Source organism: Ureibacillus sp. FSL K6-2830, from assembly GCF_038004145.1.
GTDB classification, from domain to species: domain Bacteria; phylum Bacillota; class Bacilli; order Bacillales_A; family Planococcaceae; genus Ureibacillus; species Ureibacillus thermosphaericus.
In genome coordinates this window covers 2148159-2171568 of the sequence record NZ_JBBOQR010000001.1, presented here as the reverse complement: position 1 = coordinate 2171568, position 23410 = coordinate 2148159, and the positions used below count along the sequence as shown (strand labels likewise).

Genomic DNA, 23410 nt, shown 5'->3' with positions numbered 1-23410 from the left:
GCCCATCTTCACACTCCTCGGAGCTTTGTATTGTTTGACGCTTTTCACACAGGAAATCTTTGTGACTGTCACTTATTTTTCATCGCAGATAAATTGCGACTAAGCGTGCGCTACAGAGAATCGCCGCTTTCATTTCAGATAGCCTATGCTCTAAAAGAAAGTTTGCTGAATACTAAAAAAATTAAGCCCATGAATCTAGTTTTTCATGAGCATTTTTTAGAAACCATTATAATGTCTTCCTTGTATTTCGTTTTCCATCATATGAATAGAGAATAGGTTTATTTTCAACAACTGTTTCTAAGTGAACAGAACGGCCCCAAAGTTGATAAATATATGGCAACACATTTTCTAAATAATGAGGGTCTAATTCCATTCCTTCGTAACAATGTTTTAAATACAATTCTCCATTTCTTAAATAATCACCATCTTCTACAACGATGTACGGGAATCCTCCATTCACCCTCATTGAAACTAGTTGATCTCGAATATTTTCATAATCCTTATCGGTAATTTGATACGTATTCCCTTTTTTCTCAAATAAATACATATCTTCTTGATCCACAAGTTCCTTTGTTAAATAATTTCGAATGAAGGAAATATCCGATTCAATTTCTCGCACTTCAAAGATTTTTTCCCGACCTGATCCAGGTTTTACGCCCATCTTTTTCATTTCTTCTGTCGGATTGTCATAACGTCTTTCAATATCTTCAAAGATTTTCAATCCTAAATAGTATGGATTGATTGACGTTCTTGATGGTTGAAGTACACCAGCATTGAGTTTTGCATATTCAATGGTTTCTGCCGTCGTTAAATCTAATTCTCTCATAATTCGTTGGTGCCAGTAGGATGCCCATCCTTCATTCATAATTTTTGTTTCAAGCTGTGGCCAGAAGTATAACATTTCTTCTCGCATCATTGTAAGAATATCCCGTTGCCACTCATCTAACTCTCGGCTGTATTGTTCAATGAACAACAACAAATCCTTTTCCGGCTTCGGTGGGAATTTCTTCTTTTTTATTTTCTTTCGATTTTCTTCTTTTTTCCCTTCTAATTTTTCATCTAAATTCCATAAATCATCATATGGGGTTTGAATAAGGATGCTGCTCTCAACTTCATCTTCTTCCTCTTCGTATATTAAATGTGGACGAACTAAAGAGGGATCAATATGTTCTTGAATGGACAGGACCGCATCTAAAAATTGTTCCACTTCATATTTTCCGTACTCCCTCTCATAGCTAGCAATGCGTTCAGCTGTTGCTGTCATGCTTTCAACCATATCTCTTCTTGTATTAGAAAAGCGAATATTATTTTTAAAGAAATCACAGTGGGCTAATACGTGGGCTACAATTAATTTGTTTTGCGTTAGTGTATTGGACTCTAACAAAAAGGCGTAACAAGGATCCGAATTGATGACCAGTTCATATATTTGACTAAGACCTAAATCATACTGCAATTTCATTTTGTAAAATTGCTTTCCGAAACTCCAGTGGGAAAATCTTGTCGGCATTCCGTATGCACCAATTGTATAGATGATATCCGCAGGGCAGATTTCATAGCGCATAGGGTAAAAATCTAACCCGAATCCAATAGCTATTTCCGTAATTTCATCAATTGCTTTTTGAAGCTCTTTATCCAAGAAAACTCACCTCTCTTTGGAAAATCAAGCATTTGCTTCTTGTTTACGGAACATGCTTTTTAACGCCTCATATACATCGCTTTTTTGACGAATAATATAGTGGCGAAATTTCGGGTTATCGATTTTTTTATACGTATTCATTAAAGTGGAATAACGATTTAAAGCGTTTACTTCCCCATATCCAAACATTTGGGAAACATCCATTAGTTCGTTTACGAGCTTTAAACATTTTTCATTGTCACTGGACATGTTTTCACCATCTGAGAAGTGAACTGGGTAAATATTATATCGACTTGGACTATACTTCATTTTTATAAGTTCAATGGCTTTTGAATAGGCAGATGAACAAATTGTTCCACCACTTTCACCTTTTGTGAAAAATTCCTCTTCTGTCACTACTTTTGCTTCTGTACTGTGGGCAATAAACTCTATTTCAACTTTTTCGTATTTTGAACGTAAAAAGCGAGTCATCCAAAAGAAGAACGTGCGAGCACAATATTTTTCAAAATTCCCCATTGAACCACTCGTATCCATCATCGCTAAAACTACTGCATTCGATTCTGGTTTCACTACTTCGTTCCATGTTTTAAATCGCAAATCTTCATCTGTAATCGGTGCGATTGCTGGTTTCCCTTTTAGGGCATTTCGTTTAAATGCTGAAAGAATGGTGCGTTTTTTATCAATATTTCCCATTAATCCTTTTTTACGAATATCGTTAAATTCAATTTTTTCTGTTGTAATATTCGATATTTCCTTTTGTTGCAAATTTGGTAATTCTAATTCGCTAAATAGGATGTTTTGTACCTCATCAAGACTAACTTCTGCTTCATAGTAATCCTGCCCTGGAAGGTTCCCTGCTTCTTTCCCCTTTCCAGGCCCTAGAGCACCTTGGGAATCCCTTGCAACAATATCACCAATTTTGCTATTCCCTTGCCCTTGACCAACATGTTTAGACTTCCCATAGTTATACCGGATTTTATATTCATCGAGAGAGCGGATTGGAATTTTAATCACTTCACGACCGTTTGACATGATGATGCTTTCTTCACTAATTAAATCTGGTAAATTATTTTTAATAGCTTCTCTAACCTTTTCCATATGACGTTGTTGATCTTGATAACCTTTACGATGTAATGACCAATCTTCTCGAGAAACAATATAGCTTTTATTATCGTTTTTACCCATCTCATCATCACCCATCTTTCATGACTTTCCTTAATCTATCTGGAAAATCACTTTTTTTATCATATGCGGGAGTTTTATGGAATTACCACTTCATTTTGAAAATAAAAAAGTGCACTAGCGTCGCATTAAAATAATTTAACACCTTCAAACAAACCGAATTTTCTGAAATATAATCCAAACAAAAAAAAATCCTTTATAATGGTTGGGTGGTAGTAAACCATCCAAATCCAAAATAAAGGACAATCGCATGGATAAGTCTACACGAAAAACATCATTTGAACAATGGTTTTCACCGATTAATCGTCCATTATTTGACGACCTAGTGAAAACACATCAATTAAATCACTATACCAAGAAGCTTTATATGGCTTCATTTATGAAACTGCTTTTGTATGCCCAACTCCATGAAACCGAGAGTTTACGGGCGTTGAGTGACGCTGTCTTTTTAGAAGAATTACAACGAGCAACGGGATTGGAATCGATTAGTTTTTCACAGTTAGGGAGACGAATCAACGCCATTCCAACGGTTTTCTTTCAATCGATTTTTCTTGATTTAGTGGCTCAAATTCATGAGAAAACACATTTTCAAAAGCGAAGAAAGCTGACAACGCCTTTGAAAATCATTGATTCGAGTACATTACCGCTTAATTTGACCAATCATAAGTGGGCAGAGTTTCGAAAAACAAAATCAGGAGTAAAGCTTCACTTACGACTTGTTTTTATGGAAAAAGGACTCTCCTATCCAGATAAAGCCGTACTCACGAATGCCAACGAACATGATCGTGGTCAACTAGAAGTATTCGTGGATGACAAAGAATGCATGTACGTGTTTGATCGTGGTTACTTGGATTATGGGCGCTTTGATCAAATGACGGAAGATGGCTATTTCTTTGTGACCCGTTTGCGTAAAAACGCTGTTGTCCGAGTGTTAGAATCCTTTTCGTTACCAGAAGATTCACCCGTATTCTCTGATGAAATGGTTGTCATTGGAACACCACAAAATCGTTCTGAAAACGTGTTTCGCTTACTCAAATTGCATGACACAAAAGGAAATGAGCTTCATTTACTGACAAATCGTTTAGATTTAAGTGCAGTTGAAATCGCTGAAATCTACAAGTCACGCTGGGCGATTGAACTGTTCTTCAAATGGATGAAGCAGCACCTGAACATTAAAAAATTCTACGGTCACAGTGAACAAGCCGTCCACAACCAAGTGTACGTTGCGATGATTGTGTATTGTTTAAATGTATTAGCACAGCTGAACGTAAATAGTGACCGAAGTTATTTACAAATTAGTCGTTATCTAAAGGCATCTTTATGGAAATCGGCTCACATTTGGTTACGAAAAATCGAAGGAAACGGCGTCCCATAAAGGTTTGCCAGTCGTTGTTGCACAAGTCATAGGTTATAGTAAAAAAATGGATGTTTACTACCCTCGCTTAGGTGTTTTCGTTTTTTCTCTAAAGTCCAGAAAAAATAAAACTGAAAATTCAGACATCATTTATGCGACGGTAGTGAAAAAAGTGCTAAGAAAAAATCTTAGCACATAAATTAATAGTTTCTTTCTTCATTATTCATCTGTTCAACAAGCTTCCAACATAACGCAATAATTCATTGGCTGAAGTGGAATTATAACCATATTCATCAATTAACCTAGCAATCACTTCATTGATTTTTTTCAATTGTGCCTCATCAGGAGTTTTTGTAGATGTTGTAATTTTTACTACATCTTTCAAATCAGCAAATAGTTTCTTTTGAATTGCTTCCCTTAATCTCTCATGAGAATTGTAATCGAATTTTTTTCCTTTTCGTGCATAAGCAGAAAGTCGAATGAGAATCTCTTCTCGGAATGCTTTTTTCGCATTTTCTGAAATACCGATCTGTTCTTCAATAGAACGCATTAATTTTTCATCTGGCGGCATTTCTTCTCCTGTTAACGGATCTTTAATTTTATTTTTATTGCAATAGGCTTCCACATTATCTAAATAGTTGTTTAATAATGTTTTTGCTGATTCTTCATAAGAATAAACAAAGGCTTTTTGTACCTCGTTTTTCGCGATTTCATCATACTCCCGTCTTGCGATAGCAATATAGTTCATGTATTTTTCCTTATCTTCTGGCGTAATAGAAGGATGTTGATCTAGTCCATCTTTTAATGATCTTAAAACGTCTAATGCATTAATGGATGGTACTTCCTTGCGAATAATAGCTGATGATATACGGTTAATGACATAACGAGGATCTATGCCTTTCATTCCCTCATTAGGATATTCTTTTTTTAATTCCTCTACATCAACTGAATTAAACCCTTCAACAGTTTCTCCATCATACAACCGCATTTTCTTTACAATATCGATGCCTTGTTTTTTCGGCACTTCAAGTCTCGTTAAAACCGAGAAGATAGCAGCAGCTCTTAACGCATGTGGTGCTATGTGTACATGAGCCATGTCGCTTTCCTTAATCATTTTTTCATAGATTCGCTCTTCTTCACTCACTTTTAAGTTATACGGAATTGGCATCACAATAATTCTTGAATGAAGAGCTTCATTCTTTTTATTTGCAATGAATGAACGATATTCCGTTTCGTTCGTGTGAGCAACAATCAATTCATCTGCGCTGATTAACGCAAACCGGCCAGCTTTGAAGTTTCCTTCTTGAGATAATGATAATAAGTGCCATAGAAACTTCTCATCGAGTTTCAACATTTCTTGAAACTCCATAATTCCTCGGTTTGCTTTGTTTAGTTCTCCGTCAAATCGATATGCACGTGGATCGGATTCCGAACCGTATTCAGCAATTGTTGAAAAATCGATGCTACCTGTTAGATCAGCGATGTCTTGTGACTTTGGATCGGATGGAGTAAACGTTCCAATTCCTACACGTTTATCTTCTGAGAAGAAGATTCGCTCCACCATTACATCTTCAATGCGGCCACCATATTCTTGTTCCAAACGTAATTGATTTAATGGCGATAAACTTCCTTCAATACGTATACCGTATTCTTTATAAAAATCTTCTCGCAAGTGATGAGGGATTAAATGCAGTGGATCTTCATGCATAGGACAACCCTTAATTGCATATACCGCTCCTTCATCGGTGCGAGTATATTTTTCCAATCCGCGTTTTAACAAAGTAACAATTGTTGATTTACCACCGCTGACAGGGCCCATTAAAAGCAAAATCCGTTTTCGAACGTCAAGTCTTTTAGCAGCCGGATGGAAATATTCTTCCACTAAACGTTCAATTGTTGATTCTAATCCAAAGATTTCATTGCTAAAAAACTTATAGATTTTTTGTCCATTTTTTTCCTCAATCCCTGCACTTTTTATCATATTGTAAACTCTGGAATGAGCAGTTTGTGCAACTTCTGGGCGTTTTTTCACTATTTCTAAATACTCAGCAAAGGTACCTTCCCACTTCAGCTTTTCTTCTTCTTCTCTGTACTCTTTCACTTTCTTTAAAATGTCGATAGCGCCTTCCCTCCATTCAGGGCTAATTTATAACATAGTATGATTACGTTTTGTTTATGATACCACTGATTTTTAATTAGCTAGTTTTGGAAACGAACATAATGAGATAGAAAAAAGCTCTCCTAAGAGCACTACTGCTTTAGGAAAGCTTTTGAAGATTGTTCAATAATCATGTTATGTTGTTGCATTATAAATATGAATAAATTTTATTATCCGCCATAATAGAAACCTGTTTCTTTCATTGTTAGCGGATCTCCTTCACGGTGTACACCAGCATTAATCACTTCACCAACGTAAATATAGTGGTCACCTTTTTCAATCTTGTCCACCACTTTACATTCAAAAAAGCTTAATGCATCTTTAAAGATTGGACACCCTGTTTCTTCAGTGTAAAATTCGTAACCCGCTAGTTTATTGCCTTCAGGTTGTAATGATTTAAAGAAAGCCGTTACCATATCTTTCTGACCAGTTTCTAAAATATTTACACTAAATACCCCACTTTCAGCAATTTGTTTTTGAGAGCGTGTACCTTCTTTGGCAGCGATGGCAACGAGAGGAGGTTCAAAAGAAGTTTGTGTTAAAAAGTTTCCTGCGAAGCCGTTAACTCCTGAGTCATCTTTCGTTCCAATAATATACAGTCCATATGTGATGCCTCTTAGCGCAGTTCTTTTTGCTTTTGGATCCATTCCAATCCCTCCTATGATTCTTTTTTCTAATTCATATTATACAAACATTAGCAACATTTTTTCCACATTTTAGGACATATATAGCCAGATTACTACTTAAACTAACTTCAATTCCTTAATACAATGAACGGAAATAAAAAGAAAAAAGCTGTCTAGTTTTTAACTTTTCTAGACAGCCCCACATACTACTTTTTACTTTTTCTTTTATATAAGATTCCTAATGTGTTTGGTCCGCAGTGAGTTGAAATGGTACAACCGGCCGTTGTCTCAATAATCTCTTCAAATGATGCATACTGTTCAATTGCCTCTCTTACTTTTTGAACCGTTTCGGGTGAACAATAGGAATGAGTAATAAACACTCTTGAATAATCAATGTCATCATTATTTTCAATCCGGTCTTTTACATAATTAACGATACAGCGATCGAAGTTCCCACGATATTTTTTTCCAACAATCATTTTACCATCTACAACTTCAATGGAAGGTTTAATTCTTAACAATGTAGCACCGAAAGCTTCAATTCCGGAACAGCGTCCGCCTTTTCGTAAGTATTCCATCGTATCAATCACAAAACTTGCATCTACCTTAGGAATAATCTCTTCTAAATGTTTTATGATTTCTTCTGGTTGTGCTCCCTTTTTTGCCATAAGTGCCGCTTCGTAGACAACATGTCCACTTCCAGTAGAAAGGTTGCTTGAATCTACAACGAACACATTATCAAATTGTTCCGATGCAATTTTGGCATTTTGATAGCAAGAGGAAAAACCAGAACCTAAACTAATATGTATCACAGCATCGTAATGCGGTGATAGCTCCTTGAATAAATTTTCATATTCAAATACATTTACCGCAGCCGTTTTACAAGTTTTTCCTTCTTCACTTACATAACGAAAGATATCTTTTGGCGTAATATCAATTCCATCGCGAAAATCTTCCTCGTTAATTAACACATGTAATGGCATTAATGAAATATCTAACTGCTCAATAATTTCAGGAGATAAATCGCAAGTGCTATCGGCTGTTATTTTAATCATACGGCTCACCTCTATTTTCATAATCCCAACAAAATTTCTTCAATTATAACATAATTCTATATTAGAAAAATAATCATTGAGAAATGATCATCAACATTCCGCTGAACTCTTCTTTGTTCTTTATCTGTTCGAAAAGTTTTGAAATATCTTTGAACTCCTTTCTAATGCCTTTTATTTTATGTTTTTTGGAAGTACAATCTCAATAAAGAAATGAATTAAAGCTTTAGCTGATGAATGGCTCAACTATCCCGCTTAGTTGCTCATGTTTTTAAACATGTTCAAAATATTCACAACCCCTTTCTTATCTATAAGGTGCGAGAATAACCCTCGCATCTCTTTTTTTCTAGCTTTTATAACCCTTAATAAGAATTCCTTTTGCCAAATAATTTGATAAACTAAATGAAATGATTTCGTTTGTAAGAAGTTAATGAAAGAGGGATGGTTGTGAGTATAAAGAAGGTATCAATTATCGGTTTAGGTGCATTAGGCATTATGTATGGTCAACATTTTTCTCAAAAACTTCCGAAAGAAAATGTACGAATCATAGCCGATAAAAAACGTATTGAAAAATATCAAACTGAAGGGGTATTTTGCAACGGAGAACGATGTGAATTCCACTTTGTAACACCTGATGAGCATGTAGAACCTGCAGATTTACTTATTTTTACTGTTAAGTTTAACGGTTTAGAAGAAGCCATTCAATCTGTTAAGCACCATGTAGGTGAACATACGATAATCATTTCGGCATTAAATGGCATCATCAGCGAAGAAATGATTGGACAAGTTTACGGCTTTGAAAAGGTACTTTATTGTGTCGCTCAAGGAATGGATGCAGTAAAAATTGATAACAAATTAACATTTGAACATAAAGGAATGCTCGTCTTTGGTGATAGAAAACCAGGAATCCTTAGTGAAAAAACAAAAAGATTAAGCGAATTTTTCAAATCTGTTGAACTTCCACATCAAGTGGATACAAACATGCCCCATCGAATTTGGGGCAAATTCATGCTAAACGTTGGAGTCAATCAAACGGTTGCCGTTTACAATAGCAATTATGGGGAAGTACAAAATGAAGGTGAAGCAAGAAATACGATGATTGCTGCTATGCGAGAAGTTATTGCTATTTCAGATAAAGCTGGTGTTCCATTGACAGAAGATGATTTAAATTACTGGCTTGATGTATTAGATACTCTCAGTCCAGAAGGAAAACCATCAATGGCACAAGATGTCGATGCAAAACGACTAAGCGAAGTTGAATTGTTTGCTGGAACTGTATTAAAACTTGGCAAAAAGTACGGAATTGATACACCGGTAAATAAAATGCTGTATGAAAAGATTAAAGAAATTGAATCTGAATACGTTTATTGATTAGAAATATTCGTGTTATAAGAGAGAGGACTGTGCAAAAGTTGATGACAGTCCTCTCTTTATCATTTCTCATTTGAAATAAGGCTTAGCTATAACACTTTCGATTCATGGAAACTGATAATAGCCAAAATCAATCACTTAATAGTCAAACTAAATTGGATTATAGTCAAATGTGTGAACTTAATTGCCAATCGATTAAATTTCGATTTAGGGAAAACCGATATTAGCCAAAATCGATCACTTAATAGTCAAACTAAAATGGATAATAGTCAAATGTGCGAACTTAATTGCCAATCGTTTCAATTTCGATTCGAGAAAGACCGATATTAGCCAAAATCGATCACTTAATAGTCAAGCTAAAAAAGATATTAGTCAAAGTTTGCAAAATAATAGCCAATATGGATAGTTATTATTAGACTATGATTTGCCCATTACCTTCCGCTTCCCATTTCGCTACTTCTTCACGTACAATTGGTGCAACTTCTTTCCCTAACAATTCGATGCATCTCATCACATCTTCATGAGCCATTGAACCAACTGGGCAGTGGAGCATAAAGCGAGTAACTCCAACATTTTTACGCAAGAAAATAATTTTATCTGCTACCGTTTTTACATCGCCACAGTACAATGCTCCTTCTAAACTTCTAGCATAATCAAATGTCGCTTGCGTATATGGTCCCCATCCTCGTTCTCTACCTAAAACATTCATTGCGTATTGGGTTGGAGGGAAGAACTTTTCAACCGCCTCTTCTGTCGTTTCCGCAACAAATCCATGGGAGTGAGATGCTACTTTTAGTTTGGAAATATCATGTCCTGCTTCTTTTGCTGCACGATAATATAACTTCACTAAAGGAGCAAATTGTAATGGACTGCCGCCGATAATCGCTAAACATAAAGGTAAGCCTAACGCACCTGCTCGAGCTACCGATTGAGGCGTTCCACCACTAGCAATCCAAATCGGAACTTCATTTTCTGGTCTTGGGTATACTCCTCGACCATTAATACTTGGACGATGTTTACCGTTCCAATGAATGATTTCTTGTTTCTGTATTTGTAGTAATAAATCTAACTTTTCCTCGAATAATTCATCATAATCCTGTAAGTCATAACCAAATAACGGAAAAGATTCTATGAAAGAACCCCGGCCTGCCATAATTTCTGCACGCCCGTTCGAAATTGCATCCAATGTAGCAAATTGCTGATACACTCTCACTGGATCATCTGAAGATAATACAGTTACTGCGCTCGTTAATTTAATATTTTTTGTTTTCGTTGCGGCCGCAGCAAGCAATACAGCAGGTGATGAACAAGCATAATCTTTTCGATGATGCTCACCTACTCCATAAACATCTAATCCCACTTCATCAGCTAGTTGAATTTCTTCTACAACTTCTCGAAGGCGCTCCGCATGACTTATCACTTTTCCCGTTCTTACATCTGGCGTCGTTTCTACAAATGTCGTTAACCCTATTTCCATCCTCATTCCCTCCACATACAAAACATATTATCTCGAAATTGAAATATTTTTCTTTGTAATCATACACAAATATTAGGATGATTATCAAATATTCTGTTTTTAATTCTCATCCTTTTTTAGAATATATTCAGCTCCAAAAGTTAAAAATAATATAAAAAACAAGGAATGAATGTAGATGAAAGAAAGAAAATTTGAAAGCAAAGTAATTGAATTTTTAATGATTTTGATGTTCAGTTTTGGTATTGTTATCACATTATTCAGTTTGATTTCTATTGAACTAAATGTATATGATATTAAATTGTATTTCATGATTTTCATTACTTTGGTGATATTCTACAAGCCTTTTAGAACTTCAAGTTTTCGTTTTATTTTTTATTTAATTAATCGTACATTGCATTTAATAAAAACCGTTCACACTGACAACGATCTTTTACAGAAAGAACTTATACAATTGAATAATTTGCCAGAAACGGAGTACATCCATCTATTAAAAAAACTTTTTGAAAAACATCGTTACGTAGCACTTATTACAAAGGACATTGAAACTTTCAATGTGGATCTTATTTTATGGAAAGGTACGAGAAAATATATAGTACAGATTATAAAAGGGGCAAATGCAGTTGACATCCGAAAGGTTCAACAAGTTGCTGTCAATATAAAAACATACAGTGCAGATGGCGCAATGATTATTACAAATCAATCTTTTACACCATCTGCCAAAAAGTTTTCTTCCTTAAACCATATACTTTTAATTGATCACGATGAATTAATAAATATGATGCAGGATGAAAATAAAAAGTTCGTTTTCCAAACCGCATTATATTTATCACAACATAAATAATAATAAGAATTCGCTAGCTAAATTGAAAGGAGCTAGCGAATTTTGCATTCATAAAAAATATTTCAATCATCTACTTCTAATGTTCTTTTTTTACTCGATTCATTAAATACTCAACAAACACTTCATCACGTACTAGATAGGCTTCATACATCCTCTTTAAATATTTTTCTGCTTCTTCAAAACTTGCAAAAGTTGTTTCTATTAATTGTTCTGATTTTTCAATCATCCAAACGCCATCTTTTTGTAATATAAAATAATTGTTATCATCGGCATCAGCATACATCGTACCAAAAGAAGATTCCTTTACATTATACCGATTATATTTCGCATCTTGAGGCATTGGATCAAGCTGAAAAGTATTTTGTACAAATATTTGATATGTTTCCTCTGTTAAGTTACAACCCGCTGCCTTTTGATGTCCTCCTCCGCCATACACTGCTGCGATTTCCGAAACATCCACATGGTCATGAATAGTGCGGAAAGAAATTTTTTTACTTCCCATATTCAATATAGCGATATAGTCAAGATGAGGATGTTCTTTACTTAATTCGTTTCCTAATTCTGAATGATAAGATTCCGCATACACAACTCCAGCAAAATACTCATCATTTTTTATTTGCACTACCTCTCTTTTTTTGCGACGAATATATCGTTCTATCCGATCTTCTTCCATATTCAACAGCTTTTTTTCAAATTCATCAAAATCGAAGTGTTCAGAAGAAGTTAGTCTGTCAATCATCGTTTCTTCAAATTCATCGATGGACACTAAGAAAAACAATGAATTTAAGAAATGGGCTTTATGATTATCGTTTTTTTCCCACTCCCAAGTATCATATTGCCTTACGAGCTTCACAAATTCATCAATTGCCTCTGTTGGCTTTAATAACTCGTTTGCAACTAAAAACTGATAAAATAATGAAGTTGCACTTTCTAGCTTCCCTTCCTCATTTTCGACTAATACCGTTCCCCAATCATATTCATTAAAATGCAACGCTGTTTTATGATGATCAATAAGTTGAATATTTTTATATTGTTTAAAATGTGCATTTAATCTTTTTTCATTTTCTTCACTAGGTGATAAATCTGTAATAAATAAAAAAGTATCAGGCAAATCATTTTCTAAAAAGTATTCAATTTCCCGTTCAAGTGAAGCAATTGAATTATATCGGACTTTTACATCTTGTCCAAAGGCAAGTTTCGCTAAAATGCCACATCCAACCCCATCTAAATCATTGTGGGACAGCAATTTATACATTCTATTTCACCTCAGAAAGTAGTATGGATGCTTTTTATAAAAATAACAGCATTATTATTGCAAAGAAGTTAGAATTCCTTTTAAATTTTCAATTTAACAAAATTTTCGATTGAAAATTCAAAATTTTTCTGCATATTGTATAAAATTCAATCATAAATGATATTTAAATACTTAATTGTTATTGCTTTTCCAAATAAAAGGAGCTACAATTATATACAATTATCCATCGACTTATTTCAATATTGCTTTGAAGTAAGGATAGAGGCGCAAAAACCAAGAGTACACAGTTTGAGGATAATGAGGTCCAATGATAATTGTGGAAAGGGGGATTTGCCGAAGTCTCTAGAAACTCATTTTTCTAGGGGCTGGTTCTGCATTGAATAAGTGTAGGACTGTCATATAGGAAACTATATGGAGGGCTATCTTACGCAAAAAATCTTCCTTTTTGCAACAACGAGGCTCTTCGTTGTTGCTTTTTGCGTTTATAAAGAAATTGCCCTTCTCCATTAAAAAACATTGAAAAGGATGTGGAGAAGAATGAATTTCGGAAGAGTATTAACAGCAATGGTAACGCCATTTGACAAAAATGGTGACGTAGATTTTGAGGCTACGGAAATTCTAATTCAACATTTAATTGCAAACGGTACAGACGGATTAGTGGTATGTGGTACAACTGGAGAATCTCCTACTTTAACAGATGAAGAAAAAGTAGAACTGTTTAAATTTACTGTGAAGACTGTAAATGGTAGAGTTCCTGTAATTGCAGGTACGGGCTCTTATAATACGAGAGCTTCCATTGAGCTTACTAAAAAAGCAGAAGATGCCGGGGTGGATGGCATCATGCTTGTAACTCCATACTACAATAAGCCAAACCAAGAAGGAATGTATGAACACTTTAAAGCAATTGCACAAAATACAAAACTGCCAATTATACTCTATAACATTCCTGGCCGTAGTGTCGTCAATTTATCCGTTGATACGGTAGTTCGTCTTGCGAAAATACCGAATATTGTTGCAATTAAAGAGGCAAGTGGAAATTTAGATGCAATGGCACAAATTATCGAAAACACGCCAAATCATTTCTCACTATATAGCGGGGATGATAGCTTAACATTACCAACATTAGCAATTGGTGGTACAGGAGTAATTTCCGTTGCTTCTCATATTATCGGCAATGAAATGCAATCTATGATTAAAAATTTCTTCATTGGAAATATTCAAGAAGCTGCAAAAGAACATCGAAACCTGTTACCAATTATGAAAGCGATGTTCATTGCACCAAATCCTGCTCCTGTTAAGGCAGCATTAAATATGAAAGGCATAACAGTTGGTGGTGTTCGTCTTCCACTAGTGCCATTAAACGAAGAGCAACAAAAAATGCTAGATTATTTATTAAGAAATACACAATTACAATTGATTTCATAAATATTCTCCTGCCATGAAAATGGCAGGTTTTTATTTTGATAAATAATACTTGGTGGAAAAGTAAATAAAATATTCGATAGGAAAATGAATAGTGATATAATAGCATTTGTGAATTTTAGGCATTTAACTAAATTCATAAGTGCTTATTTTTTTTATCTTCAATATGTCACAATTCAACTTTGTTGGAGGATATGATTTTGCTCAATTTACTATTAGCCATTTTAATATTTATCATCACGCTCATACTCGTAATTCGCCAACCAAAAAATATCAATATCGGTTGGTCAGCCTGCTGTGGCGCAATAGTTGCATTGATTGTTGGAGTAGTGGATATTAATGACGTCTTTGAAGTTGTAAACATTACTTGGAATGCGACATTATTATTTATTGCGATTATAATCATTTCCTTAATATTGGATCAAATTGGTTTATTTGAATGGTCTGCACTGCACATGGCTCGCATAGCAAAAGGGAACGGTATTAGAATGTTCATTTACGTTACAGTTCTTGGAGCTTTTGTTTCAGCCTTCTTTTCAAATGATGGTGCAGCATTAATTTTGACCCCTATTGTTCTTGCAATGGTTCGAAATTTAAATTTTAATGAGAAAATGATTTTCCCTTTTATTATGGCTAGTGGTTTTATAGCTGACACTACTTCCCTCCCTTTTTTAATAAGTAACTTAGTAAACGTAATCGCAGCAGATTTTTTTGGAATCAGCTTTATGGAATACTCTTTACGAATGATTATTCCTAATTTCTTTTCATTAATAGCAACCATTATCGTTCTATTTTTATACTTCCAGAAATCTATTCCATCAAAGTATGATGTAATGATGCTAAAAAACCCACGGGAAGTCATACGGGATGAAAAGATGTTTAAATTAGCGTGGCCGGTAATGGCAATTTTATTAACCGGTTATTTTTCAGCTGAATGGATTCATGTACCCGTTAGTATTATTGGTTGGATTATGGCGATATTCTTATTGGCGATGGCTCGAAAAAGTTCAGCAGTCAATACAAAAGCCGTAATAAAAGGAGCGCCATGGAATATTGTATTTTTCTCCATCGGTATGTATTTAGTCGTTTATGGATTAGGAAATGCAGGTTTCACGAAAGGACTAGCCTATGTTATTGAATGGACAGTGCAAGGAGGATTATTCACTACTACGATTGGAATGGGGTATATTGCAGCCTTCTTATCTTCAGTTATGAATAATTTACCTACAATTATGATTGACTCATTAGCAATAGCGGAAACTTCCACGTCAGGTGTAATTCGCGATTCTTTAATTTATGCCAATGTAATCGGCTCAGATTTAGGTCCCAAAATTACACCAATTGGTTCACTTGCTACGCTTGTGTGGCTACATGTACTCTCAAACAAGGGGATTAAAATTTCTTGGGGAGCTTATTTTAAAATGGGGATTATCCTGACACTTCCAATACTATTCTTCACATTAGTTGGTTTATATTTGACGTTATTATTATTTTGATTCTTTATTTTTATATGAGTAAAATTTAATTATAATGGTTACAATAATAACACACCTAAGAACATTTGAACTTAGGTGTGTTTATTATTGCCAATTATTCTGAGTTTCCTTTCAATTGTTGTTGAGCCATTTGCACAAGACGTTTCGTAATTTCTCCACCAACTGAACCATTAGCTCGGGAAGAAGTATCTGGTGAAAGGTTTACGCCAAACTCTTGTGCAATCTCATATTTCATTTGATTCAATGCAGCTTCTGCCCCTGGGAATACTAGTTTGTTAGAACTACGATTTGTCATGTTGTTCACCTCCTTGTGCCATTAGAATGCTCAAGCTATAGCTTTTAATACTTTAGAAATGTAGGGAACATTGAGATTCACTGGAAAAAACAGATTATTTAAGTTGTAACATTATTACAATAGTGTCATATATTCTAATTTTTTCCTCCTAATCAGTATGTTAATATGTTAGTTAGTTAACGTTAACTTTAGGAGGAGCATTTCATGTATAAAATACGAGGGCATCATTTATTTTGCCTTGTTGGCTTTAGAGGTATGGGATATTCTAAAGAATTTGCGGAAAATATGAAGCGCATTCACCAAGAACTTAGGAAAAACCCCAAGACCTTAATTCACATCATCGAGGGCATCGATCAAATTTGCGAAAAATACCCAAACTGCGGAAAATATCATTGTCAAGATGAAAACATCCACATAAGAGATAAACAAATTTTGGAAAAGTTAGGGATACAGATTGGTCAAACTCTCACTTGGGAAGAAATTGAGTCTCGCATTCAAAAATTCGCAACTCCTGAAGATATAGATATTCTTTGTGAAAGTTGTACATGGCGTTCTTATGGTGTATGTAAAGCAGGCATCCAAAGAATATTAAATGGCGAAGGTTTATGGGAAGTAAATAAATAACCATTTATAAAAATCTCCTGGTGGGGAGATTTTTTATTTTATCTAAATATAAACACTATTTTTATTTTTCTGAAATAACAAATTCCTTTGGATTTTAAAAATTCATGCTAAACTATATCTATCTTAAATGTCCTTTTGGTGTAAACAATTGTATTTGTAAGCAAGATTTTATTCTTTGGAGGTTTTTATGAAAAAACTATTTCATACATGGAGTCAAATTAGCTTAGTCAAACGAATTTTAATCGGTTTAATTTTAGGTATTCTTCTTGCTATTACAATACCTGATACTTTCAGTTGGGTATCCATTTTCGGAAACTTGTTTGTCGGTGCGCTAAAAGCCGTGGCACCAGTACTCGTATTGGTATTGGTTATTCAAGCGATTGCAAACCATCGAAGCGGAACAAAAACCAATATGAAAATGATTTTAATCCTTTATGCTATCGGTACTTTTTCCGCTGGTGCAATCGGTGTCATTGCCAGCTTCCTTTTCCCAACGACACTGACATTAAAAATGAGTGCTGAAGATGTGTCTCCTCCAGAAGGCATCGCAGAAGTTTTTGAAACGTTGCTTTTTAATGTTGTTAGTAATCCGGTAAACGCTCTTATGAATGCAAATTACATTGGCATATTGGCTTGGGCCGTTCTTCTAGGAATTGCGCTTAAGAAAGCAGCAGATTCAACAAAAACCATGATTGACAATCTTTCAGAAGCAATTTCAACAATTGTGAGATGGGTAATTGAATTCGCACCTATTGGTATTATGGGGCTTGTCTTTGATGCGATAGCAACAAGTGGTCTTTCCACATTAGTTGAATACGGAAAATTGCTAATCGTTCTTCTAGGCTGCATGTTCTTTGTTGCATTAGTTATAAACCCGCTCATCACATTTATTTTTACAAAGCAAAATCCATATCCGCTTGTATGGATGACATTAAAAGAAAGTGCAATTTTTGCGTTCTTTACACGTAGTTCTGCTGCAAACATTCCAGTCAATTTGGCATTATGTGAAAAATTAGGTTTAAATAAAGATACTTATTCTGTATCTATTCCATTAGGTGCCACAATTAATATGGCGGGAGCTGCAATTACAATCTCTGTATTAACGCTTGCAGCAAGCCATACACTAGGAATTGAAGTAGATGTAATGACCGCTATCATATTAGTAGTACTTTCTGCACTTTCTGCTGCAGGTGCTTCAGGTGTTGCAGGAGGATCGTTACTTTTAATTCCTGTCGCTTGTAGTCTTTTTGGAATTTCCAATGATATTGCCATGCAAGTTGTAGCTGTTGGATTCATCATTGGCGTATTACAAGATTCTTGTGAAACTGCATTAAATTCATCATCCGACGTACTATTTACAGCAACAGCTGAATGGGCAAAAGAGCGTAAATCAAATTAATAATAGAATATGTATAAATTATTAAGGCACTGCTCTCATTTCTTATTACAGAGCAGTGCCTTTAATCAAATTCGTCTATATCACCATATAATTCAACATGTTTTTCCAATTCCTAAGTTACCTCCCTAAGTAATCTTTTATTATTTTCCAATATCTTAATGACTTGTTGAAGGATTTTTTCTTCTACCATAGGGGTCGAATTAATTTCCTTCCTTATGATTTTGTTTAATTCTAAAATGGTACTAACTTCGAGACGATGCTTTTCAGCTAACTGAAATGCCCGCTCTAACTGACCGGTTATCATCAGCATTCCTCCTATTTTCCTTTTAATTATATTTTATGATGTTTTTTTATTTTTTTCACCTGTAATTAAAAGAATTTTCTTTAATATGAATAAATTATATCAAATTTGTTATAACCATTTAACTCCATTTTCCTAAATAGTTACAGAAAATCTGAATACATCTCATAAATTGCAAGAAAATTGAATATAGAAATAGAGTAAACTCGTTTAATAAAGGGGTGTCCTTACTTTGTATCGAAAACTAATTGGAATTACATTAACCCCATTGCTCTTCTTTGGTGCTCACTCAATTGGTGGAGGTGCAGCAGCCCATGCAAATGAAGAAATTATCCCTGGAGCACATTCTGTAAAAGTTACTTATTTTGATGGACAAGATGATCGTTGGCTCACAACATTGAATCCTGAACAACTTGAAAAAGCTAACCTTTATGGTAACAATATGATAGCTCCCATTTATTGGGGTGACCCAGAAAAGGAAACAGGTTGGTTCCAAATGTATAAACCTGCAAAAATAACAGGCACTCAAGTAACTGGTTCATTTGATGATGCACAATTTGTCATTCGAGTACCTGACCAGTGGAATGGCAAATTAGTCGTTTCAGGCATTCCAGCCACAAGAAATGAAACCTCAACAGATCTTTTATTTAGCGATTTTGTTCTTGAAAAAGGGTATGCTTTTGCAGCGATTGATAAAGGAACTCAAGGCACTGAAGTCGAAGGTGATCCATTGGCAAAAGTGAAAAATGCTTTAGTTGATGAAGATGATTCTGTTCGAGAATGGCATCTTCGTTTTAGACAAATTACTAAAGCTTCACATCAATATTTGATAAACAATTTTAGCGACCGACTTATTAACCCGAATGATGCTTCAAATCCTGCAAGCAAATTAATTCAGCCAGATCATAAAGTGCCGACATATGCCATTGGAATCTCAAATGGAGGTTATGTTGTTCGTTTCGCATTGGAAAATGATAACCCTGAAAAAACCGGAGAACCGCGACTTTTCGATGGCGGTGTAGACTGGGAAGGTGTTCTTTGGACAGAAAAAACCCCTAATCTCATAAGTTCGTTAGTTTCTGTTGTCAACCATGCAGAAGAAGCCCTTTATGGTAGTGGAAAAGCAAAGGAACAAGCAATAAAAGAATTATATAAAGCAGGCGTTCCAAAAGGATCTGAAAAATTATGGGTTTATCATGACCAAATATATTGGTTTGTCACGTTAAACATTTATCGTGACCATTTTGATCCAACTGCACCTAATCGGATAGAATGGCCAAATTACTTAAGATTTGACGAAAACGGCTTACGTGATCGATCCTTTGACCATATTTTCAAAAACTATCAGTACAATCAAAGACGAAAATTAATCAAAGATAATATAAAAGAAATCGAAAATACAGGTAAGATTGAAGTCCCGTTAATCAGTATTACAGGATCATTAGATACGCTTATATTCCCAGAAATTCATGCAAAAGGATATGAAAAATTAGTGAAACGAGCGAAAAGAGAACATTTACATCGATTATATATTATAGAAAATGGTAATCATGTAGATGGACTCGTTTGGAATCCAGCAACAGATCCAGACAAAGAACTTCAACCATTGTTGCCGTATGCGCATCAAGCATTTAATTTGTTGGTGGATTGGGTAGAACAAAATATCCAACCACCAGAAAGCAAGACGATTCCTGCTCCTCTTCATAATGAAAAAGTTATCGATATCAAAACAGGTAATGAAATTGAACCGTGCATAAAATAAGAGACCCAAATGATTGGGTCTTTTTTGTACTATTGGAAAAGCACATTTATGTCCTAATAGTGAATAAACTGTACTAATTCAATAACAACTTAAGAAAGGTAAGATCTCTATGGAGAGCGATCGAATAACAGACGGAACCTTTCAAAATTTGAGTCAAAAGAACATGACTTTCGAGCAAGTTTTCGACGCAATTGTACAGTTTATGAGAAAAGAACCAACCGGTAATTTTGTTTTAATGTTTGGAACAGATTCACAAGTATTTAGTAAAGAAACAAAATTTATTACCGGAATTGTCATTCAGCAAAAAGGAAAGGGCGTTTGGGCATGTTTTCGAAAAGTCATTGTCCCAAGGAGAATGAAAAACTTACATGAACGTATTTCTTACGAAACCTCTTTAACCGAAGAAGTCGTTTCTTTATTTACAGAAGAAAAAATAGAGCAGTTAATAAATATCGTATTACCTTATGTATATAAAGGAGCTAGCTTCACCATTGAAGGACATATCGATATTGGAAGCGGAAATCGAAACAAAACAAGCGTCTTTGTCAATGAAATGATTGCGAGAATGAACTCCCTTGGAATTGAAGCAAAGATTAAACCAGACTCCTTTGTTGCAAGCACCTATGCGAATCGTTTTACAAAGAAATAACCATACAATGTATTCCTTTAATCATTCTATTATGAATATGATAAAATTGGAAAAAACACATGTGGAGGAATAGATATGCTACAAAATTTCCATGAGTTATTAAAAAAATATGCCAAACTTTTAGTGGCAAAAGGAATCAATGTACAACCGGGCGATTGGGTTAAAATGTCCATTTCCGTTGACCAAGCACAACTTGCACGTCTCATCACCGAAGAAGCATACGCACTAGGTGCAGAAAAAGTGATTGTTAAATGGACCGATGATGAAATCACAAAATTACATTATATTCATCAACCAACAAATGTTTTAACGGATATTCCTCCATATGAAATTGAGGAATCCGAAGACCATGTGTTAAATAAGCGCGTTTCAAGACTTTCCATTCTTTCCAGTGACCCAAGCTTGCTTGACGCAGCAGATCCTGCCAAAGTGGCTGCATTCCAAAAAGCTGCTAGTCAAGCCTTCCAAGTTCAACGAAAAGCAACACAAAATAACGATTTGAAATGGACCGTTGCAGCAGCAGCTGGCAGCGCTTGGGCAAATAAAATGTTCCCTCACTTAGAAACTACTGAAGCACAAGTCGATGCTTTATGGAATCAAATTTTTAAAACTTGCCGGGTATATGAGGACGATCCAATTGCTGCATGGGACAAACATATAAGTTTATTAAATGAAAAAGCAACAAAATTAAATGAATACCAATTTGAAGCCCTGCATTTCAAGGCGCCAGGAACTGATTTTAAATTAGGGTTGCCAAAAAATCACATCTGGACAAGTGCAGAAAGTTATAATCCAAAAGGTGAGCAATTTATTGCCAACATGCCAACGGAAGAACTTTTCACAGCACCCGATACTCGCCGCATGGACGGAGTCGTTCGCAGCACGAAACCTTTAAGTTATGCAGGACAATTAATTGAAGGCATTGTAGCTCATTTTAAAGACGGAAAGATTGTGGATATTTCCGCAGAAAAAGGCGATGAAGTTATTAAAAAACTTGTATTTGAAAATGAAGGAGCTACCGGCTTGGGAGAAGTTGCACTTGTACCTGATCCTTCTCCAATTTCCCAATCGGGCGTAACATTCTTCAATACATTATTTGATGAAAATGCTTCAAATCACATCGCGATTGGTTCCGCCTACCCCTCTACAATAGAAGGTGGTACAAAAATGAGCGAAGAAGAATTGCGTGCCCAAGGTTTAAATATTTCAAACGTTCATGTGGACTTTATGATTGGTTCTGCAGAAATGGATATTGATGGAATAACACGAGATGGCTCCATCGTTCCTATTTTCCGCAAAGGCGATTGGGCATTCTAATACAAAAAATGAGACAGGGGAATTTGGGTTTACTCAAGTTCTCCTTTTATTTACTCCATACAATATCCATAGATTTAACTCATTATTCTTGAAATCACCTTTTTGTCAGTATATTGTTTTTATAATGCTTTTCACATTAATTTTGAATACATAGTGGAGGAAATTTAATGCAGCATTTAATCGATATTGGAGTTAATCTATTAGATAAACAATTCCAAAGTGATCGAAGTGAAGTTATTGAACGTGCACTTCAAAATGGAGTAGTTCAAATGATTGTTACTGGCACTAGTTTAAGGAACAGTAAACAGGGTTTAGAAATTGCAAAAGAATATCCAAATGTGTTGTTTTCAACTGCCGGTATTCACCCCCACGATGCCAAAAATTTTACTAATAACACAATCGATGAGTTGGAACAATTAGCACAGTATGATGAAGTCGTTGCCATTGGTGAATGCGGTCTAGATTTCAATCGAATGTTTTCTCCCCAAGATATTCAAGAAGAGTGTTTTGAAGCCCATCTACATTTAGCAAGAAAACTTTCGATGCCTCTCTTTTTGCACGAACGTGATGCTCACAATCGTTTTTGCGAAATTTTTGCAAACTTTATGGATATGACCGAAAAATCGGTGGTCCATTGTTTTACAGGGAATAAAGAGCAAGTGAAAAAATACGTATCGATGGGATTCTATATAGGAATCACCGGCTGGATTTGTGATGAGCGCAGAGGGCAAGCCTTGCAAGATGCAGTAAAATACATACCACTTGACCGATTATTAATCGAAACAGACGCACCTTACCTTCTTCCTCGGAATATGGAAAATAGACCAAAAAATCGGCGAAATGAACCTTCCTTCTTGCCTCATATCGTAAATGAAATCGCTAAATTTATGGGCGTCAAACCGGAAGTGGTTGCGAAACATGCAACAGAGAATACACGTAAACTTTTCAATTTACCGGAACCTTCATTGGATATTTAGCAAATTCAAATTGATTTAACAAACATGATTGAAAAAATCAGTATAATAAGCATCTGTTTTTTAACAAATTAATGAAGATAATCGAGTAGGAGGGAGCGATTAACTCCCGTCCTCTCACACCACCGTACGTACGGTTCCGTATACGGCGGTTCAATTAAGATGATTGACGCAAGTCTTTATAACTTCCGTGAATAGCTGTTCTCTTTATGCCAGTGG

Annotated in this window: 20 protein-coding genes and 1 riboswitch; of the genes, 11 read left to right on the top strand and 9 right to left on the bottom strand. The window is 35.1% G+C overall.

Annotated features, from left to right (window positions below):
* Positions 1 to 226: 226 nt before the first annotated feature.
* Positions 227 to 1636, bottom strand: a complete 1410-nt coding sequence (locus NSU17_RS10655) for a SpoVR family protein (protein WP_016837926.1) — start codon at positions 1634 to 1636, stop codon at positions 227 to 229.
* 24 nt (positions 1637 to 1660) lie between these two features.
* Positions 1661 to 2821 (bottom strand): sporulation protein YhbH, encoded by a 1161-nt coding sequence (gene yhbH / locus NSU17_RS10650; protein ID WP_026019039.1) that lies wholly within the window; start codon positions 2819 to 2821, stop codon positions 1661 to 1663.
* A gap of 247 nt (positions 2822 to 3068) precedes the next feature.
* On the opposite strand from yhbH, the gene NSU17_RS10645 reads away from it, so the two are divergent.
* Positions 3069 to 4193 carry an IS4 family transposase gene (locus NSU17_RS10645; protein WP_340704487.1) on the top strand — a complete coding sequence of 375 codons (1125 nt, stop codon included), beginning with the start codon at positions 3069 to 3071 and terminating at the stop codon, positions 4191 to 4193.
* A 202-nt stretch (positions 4194 to 4395) separates the two neighbouring features.
* Here NSU17_RS10645 and NSU17_RS10640 read toward each other — a convergent pair whose 3' ends face one another.
* The 3 genes from NSU17_RS10640 to NSU17_RS10630 form a co-directional block, all read right to left on the bottom strand.
* Entirely contained in the window at positions 4396 to 6291 is a 1896-nt protein-coding gene (locus NSU17_RS10640) for a PrkA family serine protein kinase (protein ID WP_026019040.1), read from the bottom strand.
* Between the two features lie 209 nt (positions 6292 to 6500).
* On the bottom strand, positions 6501 to 6977 hold the full coding sequence (locus NSU17_RS10635) for a flavin reductase family protein (protein WP_016837929.1): 477 nt from the start codon (positions 6975 to 6977) through the stop codon (positions 6501 to 6503).
* Positions 6978 to 7162: 185 nt separating this feature from the next.
* Positions 7163 to 8011 carry a DegV family protein gene (locus NSU17_RS10630; protein WP_016837930.1) on the bottom strand — a complete coding sequence of 283 codons (849 nt, stop codon included), beginning with the start codon at positions 8009 to 8011 and terminating at the stop codon, positions 7163 to 7165.
* 444 nt (positions 8012 to 8455) lie between these two features.
* Here NSU17_RS10630 and NSU17_RS10625 point away from each other — a divergent pair, with 444 nt between their 5' ends.
* A complete protein-coding gene (locus tag NSU17_RS10625) occupies positions 8456 to 9379 on the top strand; it encodes a ketopantoate reductase family protein (RefSeq protein WP_172597897.1) in 924 nt (307 codons plus the stop codon).
* A 412-nt stretch (positions 9380 to 9791) separates the two neighbouring features.
* On the opposite strand, the gene NSU17_RS10620 is transcribed toward NSU17_RS10625, so the two are convergent.
* A complete protein-coding gene (locus tag NSU17_RS10620; RefSeq protein WP_016837932.1) occupies positions 9792 to 10856 on the bottom strand; it encodes an LLM class flavin-dependent oxidoreductase in 1065 nt (354 codons plus the stop codon).
* Positions 10857 to 11031: 175 nt separating this feature from the next.
* Here NSU17_RS10620 and NSU17_RS10615 point away from each other — a divergent pair, with 175 nt between their 5' ends.
* Positions 11032 to 11697, top strand: coding sequence for a restriction endonuclease (locus NSU17_RS10615; protein ID WP_016837933.1), 666 nt, complete (start codon positions 11032 to 11034; stop codon positions 11695 to 11697).
* A 76-nt stretch (positions 11698 to 11773) separates the two neighbouring features.
* Here the strand turns inward: NSU17_RS10615 and NSU17_RS10610 are convergent, their stop codons facing one another.
* The gene (locus NSU17_RS10610; RefSeq protein WP_016837934.1) at positions 11774 to 12952 is read right to left on the bottom strand and encodes a DHH family phosphoesterase; all 1179 of its coding nucleotides are present in this window, start codon (positions 12950 to 12952) and stop codon (positions 11774 to 11776) included.
* A gap of 251 nt (positions 12953 to 13203) precedes the next feature.
* A riboswitch (Lysine riboswitch) is annotated at positions 13204 to 13382 on the top strand.
* A gap of 107 nt (positions 13383 to 13489) precedes the next feature.
* Between NSU17_RS10610 and dapA the strand changes: the two genes are divergently transcribed.
* Together dapA and NSU17_RS10600 are read left to right on the top strand one after the other, a co-directional pair.
* A complete protein-coding gene (dapA, locus tag NSU17_RS10605) occupies positions 13490 to 14377 on the top strand; it encodes a 4-hydroxy-tetrahydrodipicolinate synthase (protein WP_016837935.1) in 888 nt (295 codons plus the stop codon).
* A 197-nt stretch (positions 14378 to 14574) separates the two neighbouring features.
* Entirely contained in the window at positions 14575 to 15870 is a 1296-nt protein-coding gene (locus tag NSU17_RS10600; RefSeq protein ID WP_016837936.1) for an arsenic transporter, read from the top strand.
* 94 nt (positions 15871 to 15964) lie between these two features.
* On the opposite strand, the gene NSU17_RS10595 is transcribed toward NSU17_RS10600, so the two are convergent.
* Positions 15965 to 16165 (bottom strand): alpha/beta-type small acid-soluble spore protein, encoded by a 201-nt coding sequence (locus NSU17_RS10595; RefSeq protein ID WP_016837937.1) that lies wholly within the window; start codon positions 16163 to 16165, stop codon positions 15965 to 15967.
* Between the two features lie 204 nt (positions 16166 to 16369).
* On the opposite strand from NSU17_RS10595, the gene NSU17_RS10590 reads away from it, so the two are divergent.
* Complete coding sequence (locus tag NSU17_RS10590; protein ID WP_340435900.1) at positions 16370 to 16789, top strand: DUF1284 domain-containing protein; 420 nt, start codon at positions 16370 to 16372, stop codon at positions 16787 to 16789.
* 187 nt (positions 16790 to 16976) lie between these two features.
* On the top strand, positions 16977 to 18188 hold the full coding sequence (gene sstT / locus NSU17_RS10585; protein WP_340704993.1) for a serine/threonine transporter SstT: 1212 nt from the start codon (positions 16977 to 16979) through the stop codon (positions 18186 to 18188).
* A 112-nt stretch (positions 18189 to 18300) separates the two neighbouring features.
* Here the strand turns inward: sstT and NSU17_RS10580 are convergent, their stop codons facing one another.
* The gene (locus NSU17_RS10580; RefSeq protein ID WP_340435903.1) at positions 18301 to 18492 is read right to left on the bottom strand and encodes an ABC transporter permease; all 192 of its coding nucleotides are present in this window, start codon (positions 18490 to 18492) and stop codon (positions 18301 to 18303) included.
* A gap of 229 nt (positions 18493 to 18721) precedes the next feature.
* Here NSU17_RS10580 and NSU17_RS10575 point away from each other — a divergent pair, with 229 nt between their 5' ends.
* From NSU17_RS10575 to NSU17_RS10560, 4 genes are all read left to right on the top strand, one after another.
* Positions 18722 to 20251, top strand: coding sequence for an alpha/beta hydrolase (locus NSU17_RS10575; RefSeq protein ID WP_340704992.1), 1530 nt, complete (start codon positions 18722 to 18724; stop codon positions 20249 to 20251).
* Between the two features lie 109 nt (positions 20252 to 20360).
* The gene (locus NSU17_RS10570; RefSeq protein ID WP_340704991.1) at positions 20361 to 20900 is read left to right on the top strand and encodes a ribonuclease H-like YkuK family protein; all 540 of its coding nucleotides are present in this window, start codon (positions 20361 to 20363) and stop codon (positions 20898 to 20900) included.
* A gap of 75 nt (positions 20901 to 20975) precedes the next feature.
* A complete protein-coding gene (locus tag NSU17_RS10565) occupies positions 20976 to 22217 on the top strand; it encodes an aminopeptidase (protein ID WP_340704990.1) in 1242 nt (413 codons plus the stop codon).
* A gap of 167 nt (positions 22218 to 22384) precedes the next feature.
* Positions 22385 to 23194 (top strand): TatD family hydrolase, encoded by an 810-nt coding sequence (locus NSU17_RS10560; RefSeq protein WP_340704989.1) that lies wholly within the window; start codon positions 22385 to 22387, stop codon positions 23192 to 23194.
* Positions 23195 to 23410 lie beyond the last annotated feature (216 nt).